The sequence below is a fragment of the Methylobacterium fujisawaense genome, assembly GCF_039619325.1.
Taxonomy (GTDB): Bacteria; Pseudomonadota; Alphaproteobacteria; order Rhizobiales; family Beijerinckiaceae; genus Methylobacterium; species Methylobacterium fujisawaense.
The window spans coordinates 552,912-575,286 of record NZ_CP155000.1; the positions used below are offsets into that span (position 1 = coordinate 552,912).

Genomic DNA, 22,375 nt, shown 5'->3' on the forward strand with positions numbered 1-22,375 from the left:
TGCAATATTGACGGTCTGACGATCCGCGATGCGTGTTCAGTGTCCGCGTACCTGGCGGATCGGCGATCGGATCGTCGCGCGACAACCGGATGTCATCAGAGCTCTCGTTCACGCCGCGTGCGACCCCGGAGACCTTGCCGGTGCCTTCGGCGCGATGTGCCGCTCTGCAGGTGGTTGCGCAGCGGCCGGACGTTGCCCGCCCGAGCCGCACAACGCGGGGCGCCGAAGATGAGCGGCTCCGCGAGCGGGGGGCGCCCCGCGCAGACCGCGTGCGCGGATTTCCTCCTGCGGGCTTCGGCGATGCGCGCTGCGCCACCCGCAACGGCGCGAGATACTGGCAAGAATGCTGTCCGCAACCGCCGTATCACAATCCTGTTTGCGCGGCGAATTCCGGTTCGGTCAGGAAATTCTTTCGGACGAGAGCTGCCCGGGTCGATGTGATCATCGCGCGCAGATCGGCGTTACTGGTGCCGATGCTTTGATCGCATCCCAGCTCGATCTCCAACCCAAGACAAAGACGCTGCATCCCTGAGAGCCCGAGCATGCCGGCCATGCCTTTGAGCGCATGGACCTCCTTCGCTTTCGCCTTCCCGCTGGCATCGGTGCGGTCGAGATGGGCACAGGTGCCATGGGCATTTCGGAGTGCCTGAAGCAGGAGGGATTCGAGCTCGCTACCCAGTCTCTTTTGCAAGGACTGAAGTTTACGATCGTCGAGCAGATCGGACTGCTGACGTGGAGGCGTCGGCGAGACCGCGCTGCCGCTCACGAGATTTCGCCTTCTCGCCGTGTAGTGAGCAATGGATGCGTTCAGCGAACCCCAATCGATCGGCTTCGCGATGCAGCTGTTCATTCCGGCTTCCAGATAGCGTCTGCGCTCGCTCTCGTAGACGTTGGCCGTGAGCGCTATGATCGGCAGGGTCCTTTCCGGGCCCTCGAGGCGCCGGATCGCCCGCGTCGCCTCGACACCGTCCATGACCGGCATCTGGACATCCATCAGGATCAGATCGAAGCAACCCTGCTTGGCCAATTCGACAACCTCGGCGCCATCCTGGGCGAAGATCACGGTATGACGATCCGATGCCAGCATTGAGCGGATGATACTGCGGATCAGCGGAATATCCTCGGCCACGAGGATGCGACGCGGTTGCAGATCCGATGGCCTGCATGGGATGGGGGCCACGACGTCAGATCCGTCATGCTCAAGAAGGGGGATCTCAAACCAGAAGCGGCTGCCGGAACCGGGCGAGCTGGTAAAACCGATCGTTCCGCCCATCGCGGTGACGAGACGTCTGGAGATCGCCAGTCCCAAGCCGCTCCCCCCGTAGCGACGCGCTGTCGATTTATCTTCCTGTGTGAAGGCCGTAAAAACCTCCGCTTGATTCTCTTCGGCGATGCCGATGCCGCTGTCTTGCACCTCGATCCGGAGCAAGAGCTTGTTTTCACCGATCGAGCGATGGGTTGCGATAATCCTGATCGTTCCATGATGTGTGAATTTTATCGCATTTCCGACGAAATTCAGCAAGACTTGCCGGATCTTGGTCGGATCACCGATCACGCAAGCTGGGATACGTTCGGAATAGTCTTCCTTGAACGCGATATCTTTGGCGTGGCAGAGCGGGTGCGTCGTCGCGCATACTTCATCGAAGAGGGATCTCACCGAGAAGATCGTGGACTCGATTTCGAATTTTCCGGACTCGATCTTTGAGAAATCCAAAACGTTATTGATAACACTCAGAAGATGATGGCCGGATTGCCTGACGAGATCGAGATTTATTTTCTGATTGTCCGTCAGGGGTTCCTTCGCGAGCAGGTCCACCAGGCCGAGCACGCCGGTCATGGGTGTTCGAAGCTCGTGGCTCATGACGGACAGGAAATCGCTCTTCGCCCGGCCCGCGGTCTCGGCCTTGTCACGTGCCGCTTCGGCTTCCTCACGCGCGCGGTCGGCCGCCGCGCCCGCCTCACGCAAGCGGTGGGCCGCGTTTTCAAGTCGGGCGAGAAGCACGCCCAACGGGATGGCCGATAAGAGGGCCGTGAGGACGAACAAATTGTAGATGATCAGCAATTCGGCACTTGCAGCGCCCTTGGCCGCGCTCAGGGCCGCCGGTCCGTTGAAGGTGAACAATCGAACGGCGAGCGACACACCGAAGACCGCCGCGCTGCTGCCCAACAATCCGCCGCTGAGCGTTGCCAACAGCAACAGCGGTATCGCGAGAAAAAGAAACGGCGTGTGAGACACCAGCAGAGCGTAACTGGCGGCCGCACTCGCGATCGTCAGAACGGCGATCTGAGATAATTTCCGGGTGTCGAGCTTTTCCAGAAGAGACCGTTCAGTCCAGCTCAGCACCAAAGGCAGCGCTACGAGCAAGTCGAGGGCTTCGGTGAAGGACCGGATCTGGATGATCGGCCGCTCCGTTGCGGGAACAAGGAGACTGATCCAGGCGAATTCGAACGCCGCGCTCAGCAGGCAGGCGAGCGAGCTGAAGACCGTAAGAAGGAGGATGGTTTTGACTGATAAGTACCAATTTTCTCCACGGTTTATCTGCCTGAAAAGTGCCGCCGTCGCGCAGATTTCGAACACGTCCGCGATGACGATGCCGGATGTCGCCAGAATCGATCTGCCGATCAACAAGTGAGCGGCGAAGTTGGCGGCCGCGGCGGTCGCGATCGCCGGCGGCCATGCTTCCCGGCGCGTACGGAGCACGATGGCCAGGAAGAGGCTGTTCGCGCACCAGGGTATGATCGCGAAGACGGCGTGATCGTTCACATAAAAGCGGCTTGCTGCGGGGATCAGATAGAGGATCGGAACGGGGCCGAAGGCGGCTGCAAAAATCCAGTTGCCGCCGGCGGGTCGGGTGAGCCCATCGATGATGTGCTTCATCTGACGCATGAGGGCGTGCCTCGTGGATCGGAAGCAGGTTACAGTCTCGGTCGCCGTCTGCGGTTCGCGGCCATGAGAATGGAGCGGTTTCCCGGTGGGTCAACTATTTTCATCGACAGAAGATTGTATTCAAGTCGCGATATGAATCTGTATATCGCGATTGTCTGTAAAATCTGAATTTTCAGTCCTTTGTCCCGAGGTCCTGACGATCGTTTGCGTTTGAGCGCGGACCGAACCGGCCGTCACACGCGGCGCCGATGCCCGTCGTCAGTCGCGCGGAGGGGGACTTCGGCCTTGAGGACTGGACCCTCTGGTCCGTTCCGGGTGGGAGATGCGTCGGCCGGCACGGGGCGGCGCGAGGACCGGTCCGACACTTGAGCCTTGCCCCCTCACGCACGATGGCATCGCCCCGGTCGATATCCGGTGGGCGCGGGGATGCTTAGGCTCCCCTGCCCTCGCACATGACGTTCGAGGCCGCGGCAGGCGTCCGGATCCTGCCCGATCGCGGTGCGCACGGCACATTTCACGAGGCTGCCGTGTCGTCCGGATGAGACGCGGGTCCCCTCCTCTGGACGGGAGAGGGGGCACGCCGCGCCCGTCACAGCTTCACCGTTGTGGATCGTGCGCGTTGCAACCGGACACCGCCCGTGCGCCGCAGCGAACGATCAGTCGGATCATCTCCGGCATCGCGGCGCATGAGCGTCCGGGTCATCGCCCTGCCGCCGACACGCGCGCACAGGATCCGGCTGCTCCGGATCCCGTGAACGGTGCTTCGATCAGGTTCACCGGCCGATGAGTGGCCTGCAAGCCATGGTGCGGCCGTGGGCCGGTCAGTGAGCGGGCGGATTGGCCGTCACGTCACGGATCTCTTCGGGCCCAAGCCCGAGATTGTGAACCGCATCCGGCGAGAGCTCGCCGACCGTCTCGACGCGATCGGCTGGCGGGGCGCCGTCGGCGGCTTTGTTGACGAGGTACAGCGCCCGGCGCGGATCCGCCTCCGCGACCGCGTAAAGCTTCGGCGCAGTGAAATTCCCGGCCTTCGTAATTTTTACGACCCAGCCACTCATCGCTTGTCTCCGCAACATGTCCGCCTCGGCAGGTCGCATCAGGATCGTGCCGAGCAGAACTAAGGAACATGTGAGATACGCGGCCTTATTAGGCCGATAATGCCGCGATGTCAAAGTATAATTAAGCCGCGAAAAAAGCGGCTCCACTGTCGTCGCGTTTCGAAAAGCTGATTTGGTCGAGCTGTTCGAGTTCCGCGGCAGCCTCGCGGACACCCTGCCCGCGTGCCGCTTCGAACCAGCGCCGTGCCTCGGCCTCGTCCTTCGAGCCCGTGAGCCCACGGGCCAGGTAGCGACCTGCAGCCAGTTGCGCATCCGCATGTCCTGCCTCCGCCGCTGCTCTGAACAGGCTCAACGCACGGGGGAAGTCCGGTTTCAGGCCGTACCCGCCGTCGAGCATGGCGGCCAGAGCATAGATTGCCCCGACATGGCCGCTCTCGGCCGCGCGCTCGAACAGATGGAAGGCCTGGACGCGGTCGACGGGGCCCCCTCGGCCGTTGACCATCATCTCGCCCAGCATCGCCTGCGCCTCCGCGACGCCGCCTTCGGCGGCGCGCGCGATCCAAGTCCGGCCCTCCACGGCATCGCCGACGACCCCTCGGCCCTCGGCGATCATCCGACCGTACCAGAACTGGGCGATCGGCATCTCCTCGGCCGCCTTGCGCAGCCACAGGGCCGCCTGCGCCTCGTCGTATCCACCGCCGATGCCGTGCGACAGACAGATGCCGAAGTTGAAGGCCGCCGCCAGATTGCCCTGCCTGGCGCCGCGCTCAAACCAGTGGCGGGTCCGCACATCGTCGCCGGGCGCGCCCTCACCGGCGAGGATCAGATTTCCGAGATCGACCTGGGAGACTTCACTGCCGAGGTTGGCCGCCTCCCGCAGCCAGTGCGCGGCCCTGTCCGGGTCCTGAGCGCCGCCCAGGCCGACTTGGTAGAGCTGGCTCAGCGTTCGCGCCGCGCCGGCATAGCCGGCCTTTGCCGCGCGCTCGAGCCAGAGCGCCGCTTCGGCGAAATTCGGCGCCAGATCGCCTCCTCTGGCGTGCAGGTGCCCGACCAGCGCGGCGGCGTGTGCGTCTCCGGCCAGACCCGCGCGTCTGAGCCACGTCTCCCCCAGGATCGGATTCCGCTCGACGCCGTCGCCATTGAGCAGTGCGAGACCCAAGCTCGTTTGGGCGGCGACGATGCCGCCCTCGGCCGCCCGCGCGTAGAGCTCGACGGCGCGTTCTGCACTTCTCGACACGCCGATGCCCGCATGCGTGAGCGCACCGAGCAGGAACAACGCATCCCCCAAGCCGGCCGCCGCCGCCTTCTCGATCTCGGCGACCGCCAGCGCAGTGTCCTCGGGCGTCTGCTTCCGCAAACGCAGCAATCCCAGGCCGAGATGCCCCTGCGGACAGCCGGCCCTGGCTGACGCCAGGTACCAGCGTTCCCCCTCGGCTTCGTCGCGCAGGGCGTTCGGGCCCGCCGTCAGGATGTAGCCGAGCAGGGCCTGCCCTTCGCGCGAATCGTTGGCGGAGGCCCGTCGCGCCCAGAGGATGGCGGAGACGGGATCGGATTGCTTTCGCTCGTCTGCGCGGTCGAAGGCCAACTCGTCCGTGAGCGAAGACCTCTGCTCCGCCATCCCGGTATCGCCGCGCATGCACAGCAACGCGAGCTTGAACTGTGCCTCCGCATGCTCGCCTTCTGCCGCGGCGGTCATCCAGCGGACGGCTTCGGTGATGCTCTCGGGGACGCCCGTCCCGTCCAGGTAGCATTGCCCGAGGTGGAACTGCGCGTCCGGCAAGCCGCCCTGGGCCGCCCGGCTGATCTGGGTGACGCCGTCCTTGAACCGGCCGCTCTCCAGCAGGCTGAGGCCGAGCCTGAGCCGCGCGGTCGGAGAAGCCGGAGCCAGGAACCTGTCGACGATCTTCATCCGCCGCACGCCTCCGAAGAGTGGCGATTATTCACGGCTCCCGCATCCCTTCAAGTCCGACGGGCAGCAGGCGGGCGAACAGATACTTGAGCATCGTTCGATCCCCGACCATCACATCGGTCGTCACGGGCATGCCGGCAGTCATGTGGAAGTTATCGGGCAGTCCGTGAAGCTTGATCGCGGTCAGTTCCACGCGCGCGCGGAACCAGACGCCGTTGGCCGCCTGCCCGCCGACACTGCTTCGCTGCGTCTCCTGCTGCCCGGTGAAGCTGTCGGCGCTCACGCTCTTCACGACGCCGTCCGCCATGCCGTACTGCACGAAGGGGAACGTATCGAACTTCACGCTGACTTTCTGTCCGGGATGGACGTAACCTGCCTCGTCGGCCGCGATGCGCGTCTCGACTTCCAGGGGCGTGTCCCGCGGCACCAGGGTGATGAGCTGCTCGCCGGATTGCAGGATCGAACCGACCGACACCTTGGCGACATTCAGGACGATCGCGTCCTGTTCGGCCACCAGATTGACCAGCTGTCGACGGAGGGTCGCCTTCCGCAGGCCTTCCTGGGCCTCGTTGAGGCTGCGGCGCCGCAGGGTGATCTCCTGGCTGATCTGCGATTTCCAGTGCTGCGAGAAGGCATCCCGCTCGGCGATCATCTGATTGAGGTCGTTCCGGGCCCGGCCCACGGACGCGGTCGCATCTTTCAGGTTCCTCTGCATCTCGATGCGCTGGTCCTGAGCGACCAGGCGATTCATCTGGCTGCCGACCTGGAGGCGCTCCAGCTGCAGGCGTTTCGATTCGAGGATCCCGGCGATCTCCGCGCGCTCGCCGAACGCCTTGGCGTCGAGATCCGCGCGCGCGAGCTGCGTCTCCAAACCTCTGATCTTCTGATCGTAGCTCTCGATCTGGTGCCGGTACTGGGCCTGTCGCTGCCCGTAGAGAGCGACCTGAATCACGGTCGCGGCGTCGGCCGAGGACGGATGGAACGGCGATCCCGTGCTCTCCGCCGTCAGCCGATCCACCTCCGCCTGAAGGCTGAGAACTTGGTTCTCCAGGGCCCGTGCGTCAGCGCCGGTGAAGGTCGGATCGAGTTCGGCAAGGAGTTCGCCGGCGCGGACGACTTGGCCTTCGCGAACCTTGATCGAGCGGACGATCGACGTTTCCAAGGGCTGAAGGACGATCGTCGGGCTCGTCGACACCATCCGCCCCCCGCCCGTGACCACGACGTCGACGGGACACGTGGCCAGGATGAGGCCCGAGGCGATCACGAGCGTGAGGACTACGCCGAGCATGCTGCGCGCCGCAGGTTGAACCGGCATCGCGAGGAGCGCCGCCGTCGGAGACTGGAACTCCAGGAGGACCGGACCGACATCCGCCTCCGCGGGCGAGAGGCGCCTGATCCGGAAATTGAACCAGCTTGCGAGAGAGCTACTCATCGGCGAGCCTTTGTTTCCGTATGGCCGTGGCTCAGAACAACCTGAGGGCTTGCTCCACCCGGCGCCGCGTTCGTCCGGAGCGAACGGCGCAATCTGCGGTCTCCGATCAGGTGGCGCTCAGGTAGATCGGGGACGGACGCGCCTCCTCCAGATGCCGATTCTGCTGTTGCCACAACTGCTTGTAGATCGTGCAATGCTCGACCAGATGGTCATGGGGACCGATGGCGATCGCACTGCCCTTGTCGAGCACCAGGATCTGGTCGCAACGGATCAGGGACGAGAGCCGGTGGGACACGATGATCATGGTCCGGCCGCTCGCGATCCGCTGGAGGTTCGCGTTCACCAGGGCCTCGCTTTCGGGATCCAGCGCGCTGGTCGCCTCGTCCAGGATGAGCAATCTCGGATCCGTGATCAGGGCGCGGGCGATCGCGAGCCGCTGCCTCTGGCCGCCCGACAGGTTCGCGGAGCCCTCTTCGATCCAGGTCTCGTAGCCGCGGGGCAGCCGTTCGACGAACTCTTCCGCGCCTGCAAGCCGCGCGGCGCGGATCACGTCCTCGAAGGTCAAGCCCGGCCGGCCGGCGATGATGTTCTCGCGCACCGTCCCCCGGAACAGGAAGTTGTCCTGCATGACCACGCCGAAGCTCCGACGCAGGTGCGTGAGGTTGATCTCGCGCAGGTCCGAGCCGTCGATCTTCAACCGGCCCGTGTAATCGCGATTGATCCCCTGCAGCAGGCGCGCGATGGTCGACTTGCCGGACCCGCTGCGGCCGACCAGCCCCAGCATCGTTCCCGCGGGGATGCTGAAGGAAACCTCGCGCAAGGCCGCCGACTGCGCGCCCGGGTACCGGAAGCCGACCTCCTCGAAGCTTATCTGTCCCGCGAATTGGGGGCGCAGGCCGCTCCGTGCCGCCTCGGTCTCGGTCGGATGGTTGAGCACCTCCGCGACCTGGCTGATCGACATGCGGATCTCTTCGATGTCCTGAAGCAGCTTGGCGAAGCTGATCAGCGGGCTCGCGACGCGGCCGCCGAGCATCATGAAGGCGATCAGGCTGCCCGCGGTGATGCCGGTCGTTCCCGCCGGGGCCAGGACCACGATGTACGCGCCGCAGAGGAGGATGCCCCGGTCGATGAAGCGCTCGAGCGGCAGCGAGAGCGTCTGCGCCCAGTTGACGATACGGCCGGCCGCCAGCCGCGCCTTGCCCGATTCGGCGACGCGTTCGTCCCATTCGCGCTTCCGCACGTCCTCGATCGCCAGCGACTTGACCGTCCGCATCCCGTGCACGGTCTCGACCAGGGTCCCGCCCTTCTGGATCTCGGCCGCGATCAGCCGCGCATAGACGGTCCGGATCGCCGGCAGGAAGGCCAGCACGAGCCCCCCGACACAGGCGGACGCGACCAGCACCATCCACGCCAAGGTCACGCTCATGTAGAACAGGAACGGCAGCAGGACGACGAGCGTGAGCAGGTCCAGAACGGTCGAGACCAGCTTCCCTGTCAGGAAGTCGCGGATCTTGAAGACCTGCGAGATTTTATGAGTCGTCTCGCCGGTCGGGGATCGCTCGAAGAACTCGATCGGCAAGGCCAGCAGGCGCCGGAACACGTGAACGTTCAGACGGGCATCGATCCGGGTCGACATCACTTCGACGATCTCGCGCCGCGCGTAGCTGATCAGCGCTTCGTAGACCGTCACGAGGACCAGCATGAGCGTGATCAGCGTGAGCGTCGACACCGTGTTGTGGGTCAGAACCCGGTCGAGTGCCGCCATGACCAGGAATGGCGGCAGGATCTGCAGAACGCTGACCGCCAGGGAGGCGGTCAGGATCTCGCGGAGATTGCGCTTCTCCGTGAGGACGAGCCTGGCGAGCCAACCGAGCGAGAAGGCGGCCTCGTCGTCCGTCGTCGCGCGCGAGCGGCGGACGAGAAGGGCCTCGCCGTTCCAGACCCGCTCAAGGCGCAGCTCGTCGATCTCGATGCCGGTGCCACTGGGGCCCGTCGGTCCCTCGATGAAGCAGACGCCTCGCTCACGATCGCGGCGCGTGATGAGGGCGGCATGCCCGTCGGCAAGAAACACAACGATGGGGCCGACGTGTTCCAGCCGCATGAGCTGGGACCGGCGCATGCGCACCGCCCTGGCCCAAAGGCCGGACGCCGTTGCCCATGCCGCGAGCGAGGCCGGCGCCGGTACCGGACCTTCGGACTCGCGCGGGTAGTCGGCGGGATCGAGGTCAGCGCCATGGTGGTGTGCGACCCGCACGACCGCCATGATACGCGCCTGCGCCTCGCGCGACATCGCGCGGTCTGAGACGCTCACCTCTCGAACTCCGAACGCGGCCCCGCGGGTGTCGGGCGCTGGTGCATGGCGACTCCACGTCGTCTGATCGGGTCATGCGAAGCTCGGGCAGGCACCCTGAGGGGGCGCCCGCTCGGTGCGTCTCAGGCGGGCGCGCCCGCCGCTCACGATCATGCCGGCCCGCGGTTCGGGCTGGAATAGGCCACAGGTTATAGACTTCTTAACCTTTTCGACTTCGGCGCCTCCCGGGTCCGCAGATCGTCTCGTGAAATCTGCTTTCGCATCCGCCTGACCGTGATTCGGTTTTGGGTCCGGCGTGTTTAGTTAACGAATTATAACCTCTGGCATATGGCTCGGCCAATTTGTCTCGCGATAGGAGGATCCCCTGTGCTGGCATGCTGCCTCGTATGCGCTGCCTTGTGCGAAAACAGATCTGATTTCCGTTGTTCGAGAGGCCGGCGCCACCAAGACTGAAGGTGGGCAAGAGCCATAGCGAGGGAGATTGCAATGGCCAACGAAAACTTGTCCGGAACCTCAAGCGACGGCCTCGTTGCATTCTCCGGAACAGCGGATGCCGGAGATCAGCTGTTTTTCTACGCCAGGCAGAATGGGAACTGGATCCTGCTCGGATCTACGGTGGCCGATACACCGAATCCCTTCTCGACGGGCGGTAGCTTTTCCTTCTCCGCGGCGCTCGGCCAGGGGATTTATGAGCAATTCGCGATCTACGATGCGACGGGAACGGGCATCAATATCACCACCGCGCAGGTCGCATTCAGCGGTGGCACGCAGAGCGCCACCAATGGTGCCGGAAGCACGAGCGTAACGTTCACCAACGATGGCGGGTACCCGATCACTGGCGTGGTCGGCGTTACCGGCGCGACCGGCAGCACGGGGGCGACCGGTGCCACGGGAGCCACCGGCAGCACGGGCGCCACGGGTTCGACGGGCGCCACGGGTTCGACCGGTGTCAACGAGCGCCGAAGTCTCCGCATTTGTGGGCTTTCAAAATTCCCTACCCGGCGGGTTCGATGGTGATCGGTGATCAGCCGGCGATATGATCAAGGGTCGCCTTCTTGGGTGGCCGGCCGCGGCGTCGTGGAACCGGCGGCGGGGTGATCAGCGCCTTCGAACGGACGTGCTCGGGGATGAGATCGCCGTGCTGGCGCAGCCGGTAGCTCGCCCCTTCGATCTGGATGACGACGGCGTGATGCAGCAGGCGGTCGAGCAGGGCCGTGGCCACGACGGGATCACCGAACACCTCACCCCATTCGGCAAAGCCGCGGTTCGAGGTCAGGATCATCGCTCCCCGCTCGTAGCGCGCGTTGACGAGTTGGAAGAACAGGTTGCCCCCGCCCGGGACGACGGGCAGGTAGCCGATCTCGTCCACGACCAGGAGCGAGGCCCGGCTGAGGTAGCGGATCCGCTCGCGCAACGCGCCGTCGCGCTCGGCCTTGGCCAGCGAGGCGATCAGATCGGCCAGCGTCGAGAACACCACGTTGCGCCCGGCCTTCACCGCCTCGACGGCGAGCGCCGTGGCCAGATGGCTCTTGCCGGTGCCGGGCGGGCCGAGGAGATGGACCACCTCGGCCCGGTCGATGAAGGTCAGTTCCGCCAGCGCCATGATCCGCTCCCGGTCGAGGGAGGGCTGGAAGGTGAAGTCGAAGCCGGCGAGCGTCTTGATCGTCGTCAGGCGTGCGACCAGCAGGGCGGTCTTCACCCGGCGGTTCTCGCGCAGCGTCAGTTCCTCCATCAGGATCTCGTCGAGGGCTGTGATCCCATCGATCTCGCCCTGCTCGATGCGCCGGACCGTGGCGTCGAGCACCTCCAGGGCCCGTGGCATGCGCAAGCCGACCAAGCTGTGCTTGATCCTGTCGAGGGTCGTCGCGGCATGGGCGGGAGCGGTGCGGGTCATGACCGGACCCCGATCCCAGCGGCGAGCCGCTCGCCGACGGCTTGGTAGACGGCCAGGGAGCGCTGCGCGACGTGATCGCCACTCCGACCGATCGGCAGGCTGTCGGGATGGCCGTGCCACATGGCTCGGGCGGCCGCGCCCTGCCGATGCTCGGGATCGACGCGGTACTGGCGCCGTCCCTCCAGGATCGGGTGGCTCGCCACGAGCCGGCCGCCGTCGAGGATGCGGATCGTGTCGGGCAACTGGTGCACTTCGACGACGCGCCGCGTCCGATCCGGCACGCTGTAGTAGTTGCCGCCGATCGAGACGAGGCCGTCGTGGCTGACGCGCCGTTCGAGCTTGAGCAGGACGTCGAAGGGCACGGCAGGCAGCGGCTGCAGCTCGGGCTTCTCGGCGGCGAAGGCCTCTGAGACGACCCGCTGCGTGGTGCCATGCAGGCGGACGTTGGCGATGGTGTCGAGCCAAGTCCGGAGCTGGAGGTTCAGGTCGTCGAGGGTCGCGGAAGGAGCGGGCAACGAAGAAGTCCTGGCGGATGTAGGAGAACGGCCGTTCGACCTTGCCCTTCGTCTTGGCCCGGTACGGCCGGCAGGCACGCGGCAGGAAGCCGTAATGTTTGGCCAGCGCCAGCAAGGATCGATTGTAGACGATATGGCCGTCCGCCTCCTCGCCGGTGACCGCAGTCTTCATGCGGTCGTAGAGGATCTCGATCGGCACGCCGCCGAGCGCGGCGAACGCCTGCATGTGACAGCGCATCAGGGTCTGCAGGTCCTGATGCAGGACGAAGCGTGCCTCGATGTGCCGGGAATGGCCGAGCACGAGCGAGAACAGCCAGACGATGCAGCTCGCGCCCGGTGCGTCTGTGAAGGTGACCACGAAGCGAGCGAAGTCGACCTGCGCCTGCTGGCCGGCGGGGGTCTCGAAGCGAACCTCGTAGGGCTTGGCCTCGGGCGGACGGGTCGCGGCGACGAACCGCTTCACGGCAGTGTAGGCCCCCGTATAGCCGCGCTCCCGCAGCTCGCGGGTCAGGCGCACGGCGCTGAGATCGGGGAAGGCCGCGACGCGCTCGCGCAGGTAGACGAGGTAGGGAGCGAGCTTGCTCGGACGTCCGGCTTGGCGGGGACCGTAGGCGGGTGGTTCGAGGCCGCGCTCGATGTACTTCCGGACCGTCTTCGGATCACGCCCTGTCCGGCGGGCGATGGCGGTAACCGACAGGCCCTGTCGGTGCAGGTCGAGGATCATGAGGAGTTCTCCCAGCAGGACCATCCTCGTCGCTCCCGACCGATACGCATCGGCCGGCATGGTGGCGCAGGATGGATAAGCCTGAGAGCGCGGGGTGCCCTGCGCGCTCTCAGGCCCGGGCACCGACCAGGGAATTTTCGATGCCCACAATCAGGGAGTATTCAACGCCCGCTGACAACCGGCGCCACGGGCTCGACGGGCGCCACGGGTTCGACCGGCGCCACGGGCTCGACGGGCGCCACGGGTTCGACGGGCGCCACCGGTTCGACGGGCGCCACCGGTTCGACCGGCGCCACGGGTTCGACCGGCGCCACGGGTTCGACCGGCGCCACGGGTTCGACGGGAGCCACAGGTTCGACCGGTGCTACGGGTTCGACGGGAGCTACGGGTTCGACCGGCGCCACGGGTTCGACCGGCGCCACGGGTTCGACCGGTGCCACGGGAGCCACAGGTTCGACCGGCGCCACGGGTTCGACGGGAGCCACGGGCTCGACCGGCGCTACGGGTTCGACCGGCGCTACGGGTTCGACCGGAGCCACCGGCTCGACCGGTGCCACGGGTTCGACCGGCGCTACGGGTTCGACGGGTGCCACCGGCTCGACTGGCGCTACGGGTTCGACCGGCGCTACGGGTTCGACGGGTGCCACCGGCTCGACCGGTGCTACGGGTTCGACGGGAGCCACGGGTTCGACGGGAGCCACGGGTTCGACGGGAGCCACAGGTTCGACTGGCGCTACGGGCTCGACTGGCGCCACGGGTTCGACCGGCGCCACGGGTTCGACCGGTGCCACGGGTTCGACGGGAGCCACGGGTTCGACCGGCGCTACGGGTTCGACGGGTGCCACGGGTTCGACCGGTGCCACGGGTTCGACGGGAGCTACGGGTTCGACCGGCGCTACGGGTTCGACGGGTGCCACCGGCTCGACCGGCGCTACGGGTTCGACCGGCGCTACGGGTTCGACGGGTGCCACCGGCTCGACCGGTGCTACGGGTTCGACGGGAGCCACGGGTTCGACGGGAGCCACGGGTTCGACGGGAGCCACGGGTTCGACGGGAGCCACGGGTTCGACGGGAGCCACGGGTTCGACGGGAGCCACGGGTTCGACGGGAGCCACAGGTTCGACTGGCGCTACGGGCTCGACTGGCGCCACGGGTTCGACCGGCGCCACGGGTTCGACCGGTGCCACGGGTTCGACGGGTGCCACGGGTTCGACCGGCGCTACGGGTTCGACGGGTGCCACGGGTTCGACCGGTGCCACGGGTTCGACGGGAGCTACGGGTTCGACCGGCGCTACGGGTTCGACGGGTGCCACCGGCTCGACCGGCTCGACGGGTGCCACCGGAGCCACAGGCCGTACCGGAGCGACGGGTGCCACCGGCTCGACCGGCGCCACGGGCGCCACCGGAGCCACAGGCCGCACCGGAGCGACGGGCTCGACCGGCTCGACGGGTGCCACTGGAGCTACGGGCCGCACAGGAGCGACGGGTTCGACCGGTTCAACGGGTGCCACTGGAGCCACGGGCCGCACCGGCGCGACGGGTTCGACCGGCTCCACGGGTGCCACGGGAGCCACGGGCCGCACCGGCGCGACGGGTTCGACCGGCGCGACGGGTGCCACCGGAGCTACGGGCCGCACCGGAGCGACGGGTTCGACCGGCGCGACGGGTGCCACCGGAGCCACGGGCCGCACCGGCGCGACCGGTTCGACCGGCTCGACGGGTGCCACCGGAGCCACAGGCCGCACCGGCGCGACGGGTTCGACCGGCTCGACGGGTGCCACCGGAGCCACGGGCCGCACCGGCGCGACGGGTTCGACCGGCTCGACGGGTGCCACCGGAGCCACGGGCCGCACCGGCGCGACCGGTTCGACCGGCTCGACGGGTGCTACCGGCTCGACCGGCTCGACCGGCAGCACGGGCGCGACGGGTGCCACTGGAGGCCACCATCACCACCACCACCATGGTCACGATCATCACCATGGTTACGACTCGGCGGATGCGACGAGATCGAACGGCGGCGCTGGAGCTGTGATCGATCAGGGATCCGTCAGCACGGGGATGGACCCGGTCTTCGCTCAGTCGACTCAGGGTTCGAGCGTGTCCGACATGGATGTCCTGAGATCGCTGGGAGACCTCATCAGCCGGTTGATCTCCAACAACGGCTCGGTGAGTGGCCTACTCAGCGATACGGCCGCGCAACAAGACATCCTGACTCTCATGAACGCGTTCCGGCTCGGCGGAAGCTCGGGCGACGCGACGACCCAAGCGAGCGCCTCGCTCGGAGCGAGCCGGTCGACGGCGGGTGGCGCGTCCTCGACCACGTCCTCGCCGACCGATCTGCTCAACAATCTGGGTCGGCCGAGCTGACTGGGGTGACATGCGGAGGGCGCCTTTCCGGGCGCCCTCCGGAACAGAGAGGCCGCAGCTCGCCGCTGCGGCCTCTCCACGTTCGGCGCGGGCCGCGCAGGGCGAGGCGAGATGTGTCCAGCGCCCGATTCGCTCCGGTGCCGGACCGCCACGGAGACCACGAGCGGTGTGCATGGGGGTGGCATCGGTGTTGCGCGGGTGGCTTCGATGCGCCGTGGCCACGCGCGTATTGAACAGCATTTCCTCCGTCCCGACCGACGGCGACGTTCCCCTCGGCAGCGCCAGACGCACCTCACGCCTGCGGGCAGACGCCGCCCACACGCACGGAAGCCCTCGCCGACCGTCGCATCCAGCAACGCTTCGCGACACGGGAAGGCCTGCGACCTCGTCCGGGATGGCCTCGGCGGCTGGTCGACCAGACGTCGGCATATCCGGGCCGGTCCGCGGCCCCGTCGTCCGGCACCTGACCGAGGGGCGGTTCTGTGCCCTCCGAGATCGGGATCTCACCCCATGCGGGCTTTGCCAGCCAGGACGATTCGGTCCAGATCGTTCCTGCCGACAGATTGATGTTGCACCGCGCGAGCTATACTATCCGACGAAGATCTGCCAACATAGGCGTCCTTTCTGCGCTCTGAAATCTGTAATATATCAACGAAGTCCGGTTTTCATGTGCGTCCTGCGTCCGGACGGGGGTGCTGAAAATTCTTGTCAGCCGCTCGCCTCTTTGATCGGGAGAGAACGGGACCATGGCAAAAATTGGCTTGTCCATGATAGTCAAGGATGAGGCGCGCGTAATCGAGCGCTGCCTCGAGAGCATGCTTCCTCTGATCGACTACGTGCTCATCTCCGATACCGGATCGACGGATGGCACCCAGGACATCATTCGTTCCTGGCTCGAGCGGAATCATGTATCGGGGGACGTCGTCGAGGAGACGTGGCAGGACTTTGCCACAAATCGAAGCTCGGCTTTGCGCCATCTCAGAGCGCGAAACGTCGTCGAATACGCCTTCGTCATGGACGCGGACGAAACGCTGACCTTCGACGACGGTTTCGATCCGCGGAAATTCAAAGCGTCTTTAATCCATGATTATTACAACGTCGAGATCCGACGCGGCGGCATAAGATATTGGCGCCCTCAAATCATGTCGAACGACACAAATTTTTACTACAAGGGCGTGCTGCACGAGTATATCGAGGCACCGGACGGCGTCACATCGGGAGACGCCATCGGATTTCACATCGCATCGGGCGCATCGGGGGGCGCCCGAGAAAAGGATCCGGACACTTATCGCCGCGACGCCCGCAGATTGGAGGACGCCCTCGATGTCGAGAGCGACAGTTTCCTTCGGTCAAGGTATACGTTCTATCTTGGCCAAAGTTACCGAGATAGCAATCAGCTCGAAAAGGCCCTGGATGCCTATCTCGCACGGAGCGAGATGGGTTATTGGACCGAAGAGGTGTACATCAGTTTACTGGAAGCCGGCCACCTCATGGATCGTCTCGGCCGGCCCGTCGACGAGATCGCTGACGTCTACCGACGCGCCATAGCGGTTTGCGGGACTCGCGCGGAAGCCTTTTACCACATCAGCGACCTCTATTTTCGACACGGCCGCAACGAGGAGGGCTTCGCTGCGGCCAAAGCGGGTTCTCATCTCGTCGAACCCGCAGGCGGACTCTTTCTTTCCAAATGGGTCTACGATTACGGCTTATTGGACAAGCTCGCCATCAACGCTTACTGGGCGGGACATTATAGCGAATGCTTAGAGGCCTGTCTGACGCTTCTGGCGGACAACAGGCTTCCGCTGTCGGAACGCGCTCGGGTCGAGGCCAATGCCCGTGCGTCGTTGACGAAGATCCAGGACGAGAAGACCGCCGTCCGTCTGGGCTCGCGCGCGACGCCGAATTTCCTTGAGCAGTACGAGATCGGCCCCGCGCGGGAGCTGAAACCCGCCGCCGCAGATGCCCGCGTGCTGGTCGCGATATTGGCGAAGCAGATGGCCGCAGCGCTCCCGCTCTATCTCGACTGCTTGAGAAATATGAATTATCCGAAATCCAAGATCGTACTTTATATAAGAACCAACAACAATACGGATGAGACGGAGAACATCCTGGCGCAGTGGATCGAGACATTCGGCGCTCAGTATGCGGCCGTCGAGTTCGATGCCAGCGACGTCGAAGATCCCGTTCAGACCTACGAATTGCACGAGTGGAACGCGACGCGGTTCCGGGTCCTGGGGCGCATCCGTCAGGAAAGCCTTCAACGGGCGATCCATCATGGATGCAATTTCTACTTCACGGCCGATGTCGACAATTTCATTCGCCCAAACACGCTTCGCGAACTGGTGGCGCTGCAGCTGCCCATCGTGGCCCCCTTTCTACGATCGGTGGAGAGAGGAAGCTATTACTCGAACTACCATGCGGCGGTCGACGATCAGGGATACTACAGTCACTGCGATCAGTACGATTGGGTGTTGAACCGCTGGATCACAGGTGTCGTCGAAATGCCGGTGGTCCATTGCACCTACCTCGTCCGAACCGACGTCATCCCGCTGCTCAACTATCAGGACGGAACCGACAGGCACGAGTATGTAATTTTCTCCGACAGCGCTCGGAAGAGCAATGTCGTACAGTACATCGATAATCGTCAGATCTACGGCTACATGGCGCGCGATGACATACGAAACGATACCGAACAGGCGCGCATCCTGTTAAGCCGCAGCCCGACACATGCGGGATAGGCTGATCTCACGTCGGAGCGTCGCTTTTGCTGGAGGTTTATACATGATAAGCCTCGGCCGTACCAGAGCAGGCAGCACTCCGATCCTGGCGAATCCTGTCGAAGTCCGGGGCGAATGGCACGCGCCGCCACGGTCGGCCGCGCTCGTGATCGGCCGCATGCGGGAGGCCTGCTGCTCCGGCATCCGTATGGTGTCCGATCGGCAGCCGCAGATATTACGGATCGAGAATTGCCCCGCCGGTCCACCCGCGGTCTGGCTGCATCGGGATGCGAGCGATACTGCCATCATTCATGTCGACGTGGGCGAGCGTGCTTGGACCCAGTTGGCCTATCAGTTCGGCCACGAACTGGGTCATGTCGTGAGTAATTCTTGGGACAGCGAAGCGAAACCCAGCGCGCCATGCCAGTGGGTTGAAGAAATGATCGCTGAAAGCTTCTCGCTCCGCGGACTCGCCAACCTGGCGGCGGCTTGGGAGAGGACCCCGCCGTTTCCGGGAGACGCGGGCTATGGGAAGGAGATAAGCCATTATCGAGATAACATTCTGGCCCAGTACAATCAGATTGCGTCATCTCAAGGCCTCGGAACATCCAGTTCTTGGTTCACCCGCAATAGATCGGCCTTGGAGGGGTTCGTCGGACTGTCCGACCATGCGAAGGCGGCGGTTTCGATACTTCTACCCGCCCTGATGGCGCGTCCCGCACTGTTGGAAGACATCGGTGCGCTCAATCGCTGGCCGGAACGGGCGGCATTGCCTCTGGATGCGTATCTCAGTCGGTGGCGTGCGAGTTGCAAGAGCTTGGGATCGGCCGGTTTATTGCCCGATCTGATCAAGACAACGATCTGCTCGCGCTGATCGGGATCGATCTCTGCTCATCCGGGTTCGCACAGTCCTCGGCATCGGCGCCTCGTCTCTGGAGGTCTTGCCAGCCGTGAGGGGGCGATCAGGGGGCGGCATCGCGGGAGCGGCGCAAGTCTTCGACACGGGGCGAGCCGGTCGACAATCCGCTCGTGGCGACGGCGGCACGGCCGAGCGGCGAAGCGCTCCTGGCCCTTGTCGGGGGTCACGACCGCGAGGGTGTTGGCGCTGCCGACGCAGGCGCTTCGGTGGACCCGATCGGCGCGAGGGTTGCCGCCCCGTTCGCCGCTCGTCCCGCGACCGGCGGCAGACGCGGAGTTTCTTGGCAGAACTGCCGACGACCGCTTCCGATTCCTGAATGGGCAACTGATGCAGGAGCAAGGTTCTTGCGAATGTTGTCCAGTTGCGTCAATAATAGTCTTCCTTGCATCAGCGAGGCGGGATCGAGATGCGCATCATTGCCTCTATGACGACGATACCGTCTCGTATCGCGGAGATCGAGCCCGTCATCGAGTCTGTTCTCCATCAGGACGTGGCTGTCGATCGTCTGGAGATCAATATTCCGTTCCATTGCAAGCGCAATGGAGAAGAAAACATTCTTCCGGATTGGCTTGTTTCGGAAGGTCAGATCGCGGTTTTTCGAACCGATGATTATGGGCCGATCACGAAGATCGCCCCCACCCTGCTCCGGCATCGACATGACGATGCGTACATATGGTCGGTTGACGACGATTGCCGATATCCGCGAAATCAATTGAGATTGCTGACATCTATCTGTGGTCCGAACGAAGATCGGATACTCACCCGTTATGGAGGCAACCTGAAAGAAGGAGGTCTCTTCGAACCCTGGTACGGGCACGGCGCATGCACGATGCTCGAAGGGTTTGGTGGGGTCCTGTATCCTCCGAATTGTATCAAGGACGATTTTGATCGATATTTATTCGAAACATCAAACGATAAATTTTGCCGCGCAAATGACGACATCGTTTTGGCCATGTATTTTAATCATCACCAGGTGCCAATATTCTTGCACAACGTCCCTTCTGACGATGTTCCGTATATGGTCGAAGGCTGGATGGCGCACGCCGATCGAGATGCGTTGTCGACCGGTGGGCACAATATGGCTTATGAGGGCGCTTACAAATTTATAACAAACTACTTTATTTGCAATTCATCGTGACGGATGGAAGGCATCTGGCGCAGGTTCGATTGTCGCACATCGTGTGGATGACTTTCAGGCAGATGTAAATGCGCCTCTGTACGCCAGATTGCTCCTGTCGCAGCCGCACATCACGCGTTATCATGAGCTCGCCACTTGGATGATTCGAATTGGCTTTGCGGATCGGGAGCGGAAAGCAGGGAGTCCGGAACCAGACCAATACGATCACTATACTGCGGCTTGATTGATATCCGGATGGAAAGTCAATGTCTTGAGGGAAAGATTTAACATTTTTATTCCCAGAGGCAGGCGAAAGATTTTCGTATTGCGTACCGGCACACAAGATTTTGCTCCACGAGCCAAGTTATCAAGAATCTCGCTCTGTGTTGTTGTCTGCTCTTTCGAATCGAGATTTTTCGATGTCCCGTGTGGCCGAGGCACAAGACGATGATCGATGCCGACCGGAATGTCCCCGTTCACATCATCAACCTGGATCGCGACGCTGAGCGATTGAAAACGTTCATGCATCGCAACGATTTCCTCCAGGTTGTCCGGCCGGACGCTGTCGAAGGCCGAAACCTGGATCGCGACGAACTTGCCAGGACCGGGATGATCCATCGAGATTTGCGCTATACGAATCCGGCCTTGGGCAATGCACACTCCCATATCGGTCTCTGGACCAAGGCAGCGGACGAGGATGTCTGTGTAACGATTGCGGAAGACGACGCGATTTTTTCGAGAGATTTTCATGCCGGGGCACGCGCAATCCTGGACGCGCTTCCCTCCGATTGGGATGTCGTTCTTTGGGGGGTGAACTTCGACGCCTTTCTCTGGCTTGAGGTTGTCGAAGGGGTTCGCTGCAAGCTGCAGTTCGAACAGGATGATCTTCGCGCTCGGGTTGCAGAGTTCCGTGATCGTGCCGGGCTGAACGTGCCGCTCCGTTTGCGTCATAGCTTCGGGGTAATGGCTTACACGGTTTCACCCCTCGGCGCGAGAAGCCTCATGAAGATCTGTCTTCCGCTTTCCAATCTGCTGATCGAATTTCCGGGCTATGGGGTCGTGATCGAAAACAACACGATCGATGCGGCAATGAACGCGGCTTATCCGAGTCTCAAGGCATTCGTTTGCATCCCACCACTGGCCATATCGGAAAATCGCCACGAGTCGTCGACCATTCAGGGTGCAAAGTAAGGAATGGCTTCTGCTTTTAATCGAACATGGATCGTATTATTTCAATAAAAGTGAGCCGGCAGCCTGCCGTCTCAGTGTCGTCCCCCATAACGATAGCGCGGCCCGACAGGATGTGATTCACGCCTCCTGCCGGAGGCGCCGATGGATCATTCCTGGCTGACGGACGAGCAGTCTGCGAAGATCGCTCCACACCTGCCCACCGATACGCGAGGTAAGGAGCGCGTCGACGACCCGCGCGTGATCGGCGGCATCGGTCACGGGCTGAAAACCGGCGGACGTCGGGCGGGCGCACCGCGCGAGATCTACGGCCCGAAGAAGATCGTCGACCGCTTCATGCGCTGGGCAGGCAAGGACGGGCGGTCTGTTCGAAGCTCTGGCTCAGGCTGGCGGACCGCCGGCCCAGGGTCTGATCGACGCATCCGGGGTGGAGGCCCATCGCTGTTCCACGGGAGGCGAAGGGGAGAACCGATGCGGGCAAGCGGGCGCTCGCGCGGTGGACGCATGGCCGGGATCCACGCGCCCCCCCGACCGCGCCTGCCGGCCGCTCGCTTTCCTGCTGATCGGCGGGCCGATCGCCGACTGCAAGGCTGGTGCGGCCGCTTCCTCGGCAGCCCCGCGGAGGACCGCGGCCTTATCGGACCCTTTGCGCGCACAGTCGTTCTGCCACGGCGCGCCACGCTTTGACCAGCTGTCGACGGCTTCCCGGGTAGTGCTCCACGAGAAGGGCCATGTCGACAACGCGTTCGGCGTCGAAAATGCAATAACCGGCCTCTCTCTCACACCAAGCTGCAAAGCTTCGCCCGGATCCGTCGAAACCAAGCATGATCGGCCAGACGATCCTCTCCAACGTGCCGCCACTTTCTTCACGGTAGACAACCCGCATCTTACGCTGCTCGCGCATCGCGCGGCGGCACTGCGCCAGATCGAAGCGCGTGGCGACCGAGGGAGGGCCGGAGGCGACGTAGAAACTGCTCTCGTCGAGAGCCGGCCGCAGGGTCGGAGTCAGCACGCTATCGATCTTGGCGAGAGCATTGCGAACGGCCTCAGCCAGGGCGGCGTCGGTCTGACGGCTCACCCATTCCGCACCGATGACCAGTGCGTGCAGTTCCTCTTCGGTGAATGAGAGCGGCGGGAGCAAGAAACCAGGGCGGAGAGCATGGCCGACGCCGGCCTCCGCATCGATGTCGGCCCCCATGGCTTGCAGAGTCGCGATATCCCTGCGGATGGTGCGCAAGGAGACGCCGGCCTCGCGAGCGAGCACCGCGCCCGCCACCACCCCTCGGTGACGGCGGAGACGCTGGAGGAGGTCGAAGAGACGGTGACTGCGCGACACG

General features: G+C 64.1%; 13 protein-coding genes and 2 pseudogenes. 7 read left to right on the top strand and 8 right to left on the bottom strand.

All coding sequences use genetic code 11. The annotated features are described in order from the left end of the window. Nucleotides 1–364: 364 nt before the first annotated feature. The 5 genes from ABC766_RS02660 to ABC766_RS02680 form a co-directional block, all read right to left on the bottom strand. On the bottom strand, nt 365–2,887 hold the full coding sequence (locus ABC766_RS02660) for a hybrid sensor histidine kinase/response regulator (RefSeq protein ID WP_345821039.1): 2,523 nt from the start codon (nt 2,885–2,887) through the stop codon (nt 365–367). Between the two features lie 821 nt (nt 2,888–3,708). Beyond that, nucleotides 3,709–3,945 carry a hypothetical protein gene (locus ABC766_RS02665; protein WP_043354299.1) on the bottom strand — a complete coding sequence of 79 codons (237 nt, stop codon included), beginning with the start codon at nt 3,943–3,945 and terminating at the stop codon, nt 3,709–3,711. 121 nt (nt 3,946–4,066) lie between these two features. Next, nucleotides 4,067–5,854 (bottom strand): hypothetical protein, encoded by a 1,788-nt coding sequence (locus tag ABC766_RS02670; protein WP_345821040.1) that lies wholly within the window; start codon nt 5,852–5,854, stop codon nt 4,067–4,069. Nucleotides 5,855–5,885: 31 nt separating this feature from the next. Then, the gene (locus ABC766_RS02675; protein ID WP_345821041.1) at nt 5,886–7,286 is read right to left on the bottom strand and encodes an HlyD family type I secretion periplasmic adaptor subunit; all 1,401 of its coding nucleotides are present in this window, start codon (nt 7,284–7,286) and stop codon (nt 5,886–5,888) included. A gap of 106 nt (nt 7,287–7,392) precedes the next feature. After that, nucleotides 7,393–9,576, bottom strand: a complete 2,184-nt coding sequence (locus ABC766_RS02680; RefSeq protein WP_051044930.1) for a peptidase domain-containing ABC transporter — start codon at nt 9,574–9,576, stop codon at nt 7,393–7,395. A 507-nt stretch (nt 9,577–10,083) separates the two neighbouring features. On the opposite strand from ABC766_RS02680, the gene ABC766_RS02685 reads away from it, so the two are divergent. Further along, complete coding sequence (locus ABC766_RS02685; RefSeq protein ID WP_345821042.1) at nt 10,084–10,614, top strand: hypothetical protein; 531 nt, start codon at nt 10,084–10,086, stop codon at nt 10,612–10,614. 7 nt (nt 10,615–10,621) lie between these two features. Here the strand turns inward: ABC766_RS02685 and istB are convergent, their stop codons facing one another. Together istB and istA are read right to left on the bottom strand one after the other, a co-directional pair. Next, the gene (gene istB, locus ABC766_RS02690; protein ID WP_345821043.1) at nt 10,622–11,491 is read right to left on the bottom strand and encodes an IS21-like element helper ATPase IstB; all 870 of its coding nucleotides are present in this window, start codon (nt 11,489–11,491) and stop codon (nt 10,622–10,624) included. After that, a pseudogene (gene istA / locus ABC766_RS02695) lies at nt 11,488–12,754 on the bottom strand (IS21 family transposase). The gene istB and the pseudogene istA overlap by 4 nt, the downstream one beginning before the upstream one ends. Nucleotides 12,755–12,870: 116 nt before the next feature. On the opposite strand from istA, the gene ABC766_RS02700 reads away from it, so the two are divergent. The 6 genes and pseudogenes from ABC766_RS02700 to ABC766_RS02725 form a co-directional block, all read left to right on the top strand. Beyond that, complete coding sequence (locus ABC766_RS02700; protein ID WP_345821044.1) at nt 12,871–15,330, top strand: hypothetical protein; 2,460 nt, start codon at nt 12,871–12,873, stop codon at nt 15,328–15,330. Nucleotides 15,331–15,843: 513 nt separating this feature from the next. Continuing rightward, nucleotides 15,844–17,835: a tetratricopeptide repeat-containing glycosyltransferase gene (locus tag ABC766_RS02705; protein WP_345821045.1), complete on the top strand. Its 1,992-nt coding sequence runs from the start codon at nt 15,844–15,846 to the stop codon at nt 17,833–17,835. 43 nt (nt 17,836–17,878) lie between these two features. After that, nucleotides 17,879–18,688, top strand: coding sequence for a hypothetical protein (locus tag ABC766_RS02710; RefSeq protein ID WP_345821047.1), 810 nt, complete (start codon nt 17,879–17,881; stop codon nt 18,686–18,688). 451 nt (nt 18,689–19,139) lie between these two features. Continuing rightward, nucleotides 19,140–19,871 (top strand): hypothetical protein, encoded by a 732-nt coding sequence (locus tag ABC766_RS02715; RefSeq protein ID WP_345821049.1) that lies wholly within the window; start codon nt 19,140–19,142, stop codon nt 19,869–19,871. A gap of 426 nt (nt 19,872–20,297) precedes the next feature. Next, a complete protein-coding gene (locus ABC766_RS02720) occupies nt 20,298–21,041 on the top strand; it encodes a glycosyltransferase family 25 protein (RefSeq protein ID WP_345821051.1) in 744 nt (247 codons plus the stop codon). 141 nt (nt 21,042–21,182) lie between these two features. Beyond that, nucleotides 21,183–21,681 (top strand): annotated as a pseudogene (locus tag ABC766_RS02725) (IS5/IS1182 family transposase); the annotation flags it as partial. Here the strand turns inward: ABC766_RS02725 and ABC766_RS02730 are convergent. After that, entirely contained in the window at nt 21,673–22,374 is a 702-nt protein-coding gene (locus ABC766_RS02730) for a YafY family protein (RefSeq protein WP_345822657.1), read from the bottom strand. The pseudogene ABC766_RS02725 and the gene ABC766_RS02730 overlap by 9 nt on opposite strands. Nucleotide 22,375 lies beyond the last annotated feature (1 nt).

Bases quoted from the DNA above. Each gene is read 5' to 3' on its own strand.
- ABC766_RS02660 (WP_345821039.1), bottom strand. From the start codon at position 2,887: ATGCGTCAGATGAAGCACATCATCGATGGGCTCACCCGACCCGCCGGC.
- ABC766_RS02665 (WP_043354299.1), bottom strand. From the start codon at position 3,945: ATGAGTGGCTGGGTCGTAAAAATTACGAAGGCCGGGAATTTCACTGCG.
- ABC766_RS02670 (WP_345821040.1), bottom strand. From the start codon at position 5,854: ATGAAGATCGTCGACAGGTTCCTGGCTCCGGCTTCTCCGACCGCGCGG.
- ABC766_RS02675 (WP_345821041.1), bottom strand. From the start codon at position 7,286: ATGAGTAGCTCTCTCGCAAGCTGGTTCAATTTCCGGATCAGGCGCCTC.
- ABC766_RS02680 (WP_051044930.1), bottom strand. From the start codon at position 9,576: ATGTCGCGCGAGGCGCAGGCGCGTATCATGGCGGTCGTGCGGGTCGCA.
- ABC766_RS02685 (WP_345821042.1), top strand. From the start codon at position 10,084: ATGGCCAACGAAAACTTGTCCGGAACCTCAAGCGACGGCCTCGTTGCA.
- istB (WP_345821043.1), bottom strand. From the start codon at position 11,491: ATGACCCGCACCGCTCCCGCCCATGCCGCGACGACCCTCGACAGGATC.
- ABC766_RS02700 (WP_345821044.1), top strand. From the start codon at position 12,871: ATGCCCACAATCAGGGAGTATTCAACGCCCGCTGACAACCGGCGCCAC.
- ABC766_RS02705 (WP_345821045.1), top strand. From the start codon at position 15,844: ATGGCAAAAATTGGCTTGTCCATGATAGTCAAGGATGAGGCGCGCGTA.
- ABC766_RS02710 (WP_345821047.1), top strand. From the start codon at position 17,879: ATGATAAGCCTCGGCCGTACCAGAGCAGGCAGCACTCCGATCCTGGCG.
- ABC766_RS02715 (WP_345821049.1), top strand. From the start codon at position 19,140: ATGCGCATCATTGCCTCTATGACGACGATACCGTCTCGTATCGCGGAG.
- ABC766_RS02720 (WP_345821051.1), top strand. From the start codon at position 20,298: ATGATCGATGCCGACCGGAATGTCCCCGTTCACATCATCAACCTGGAT.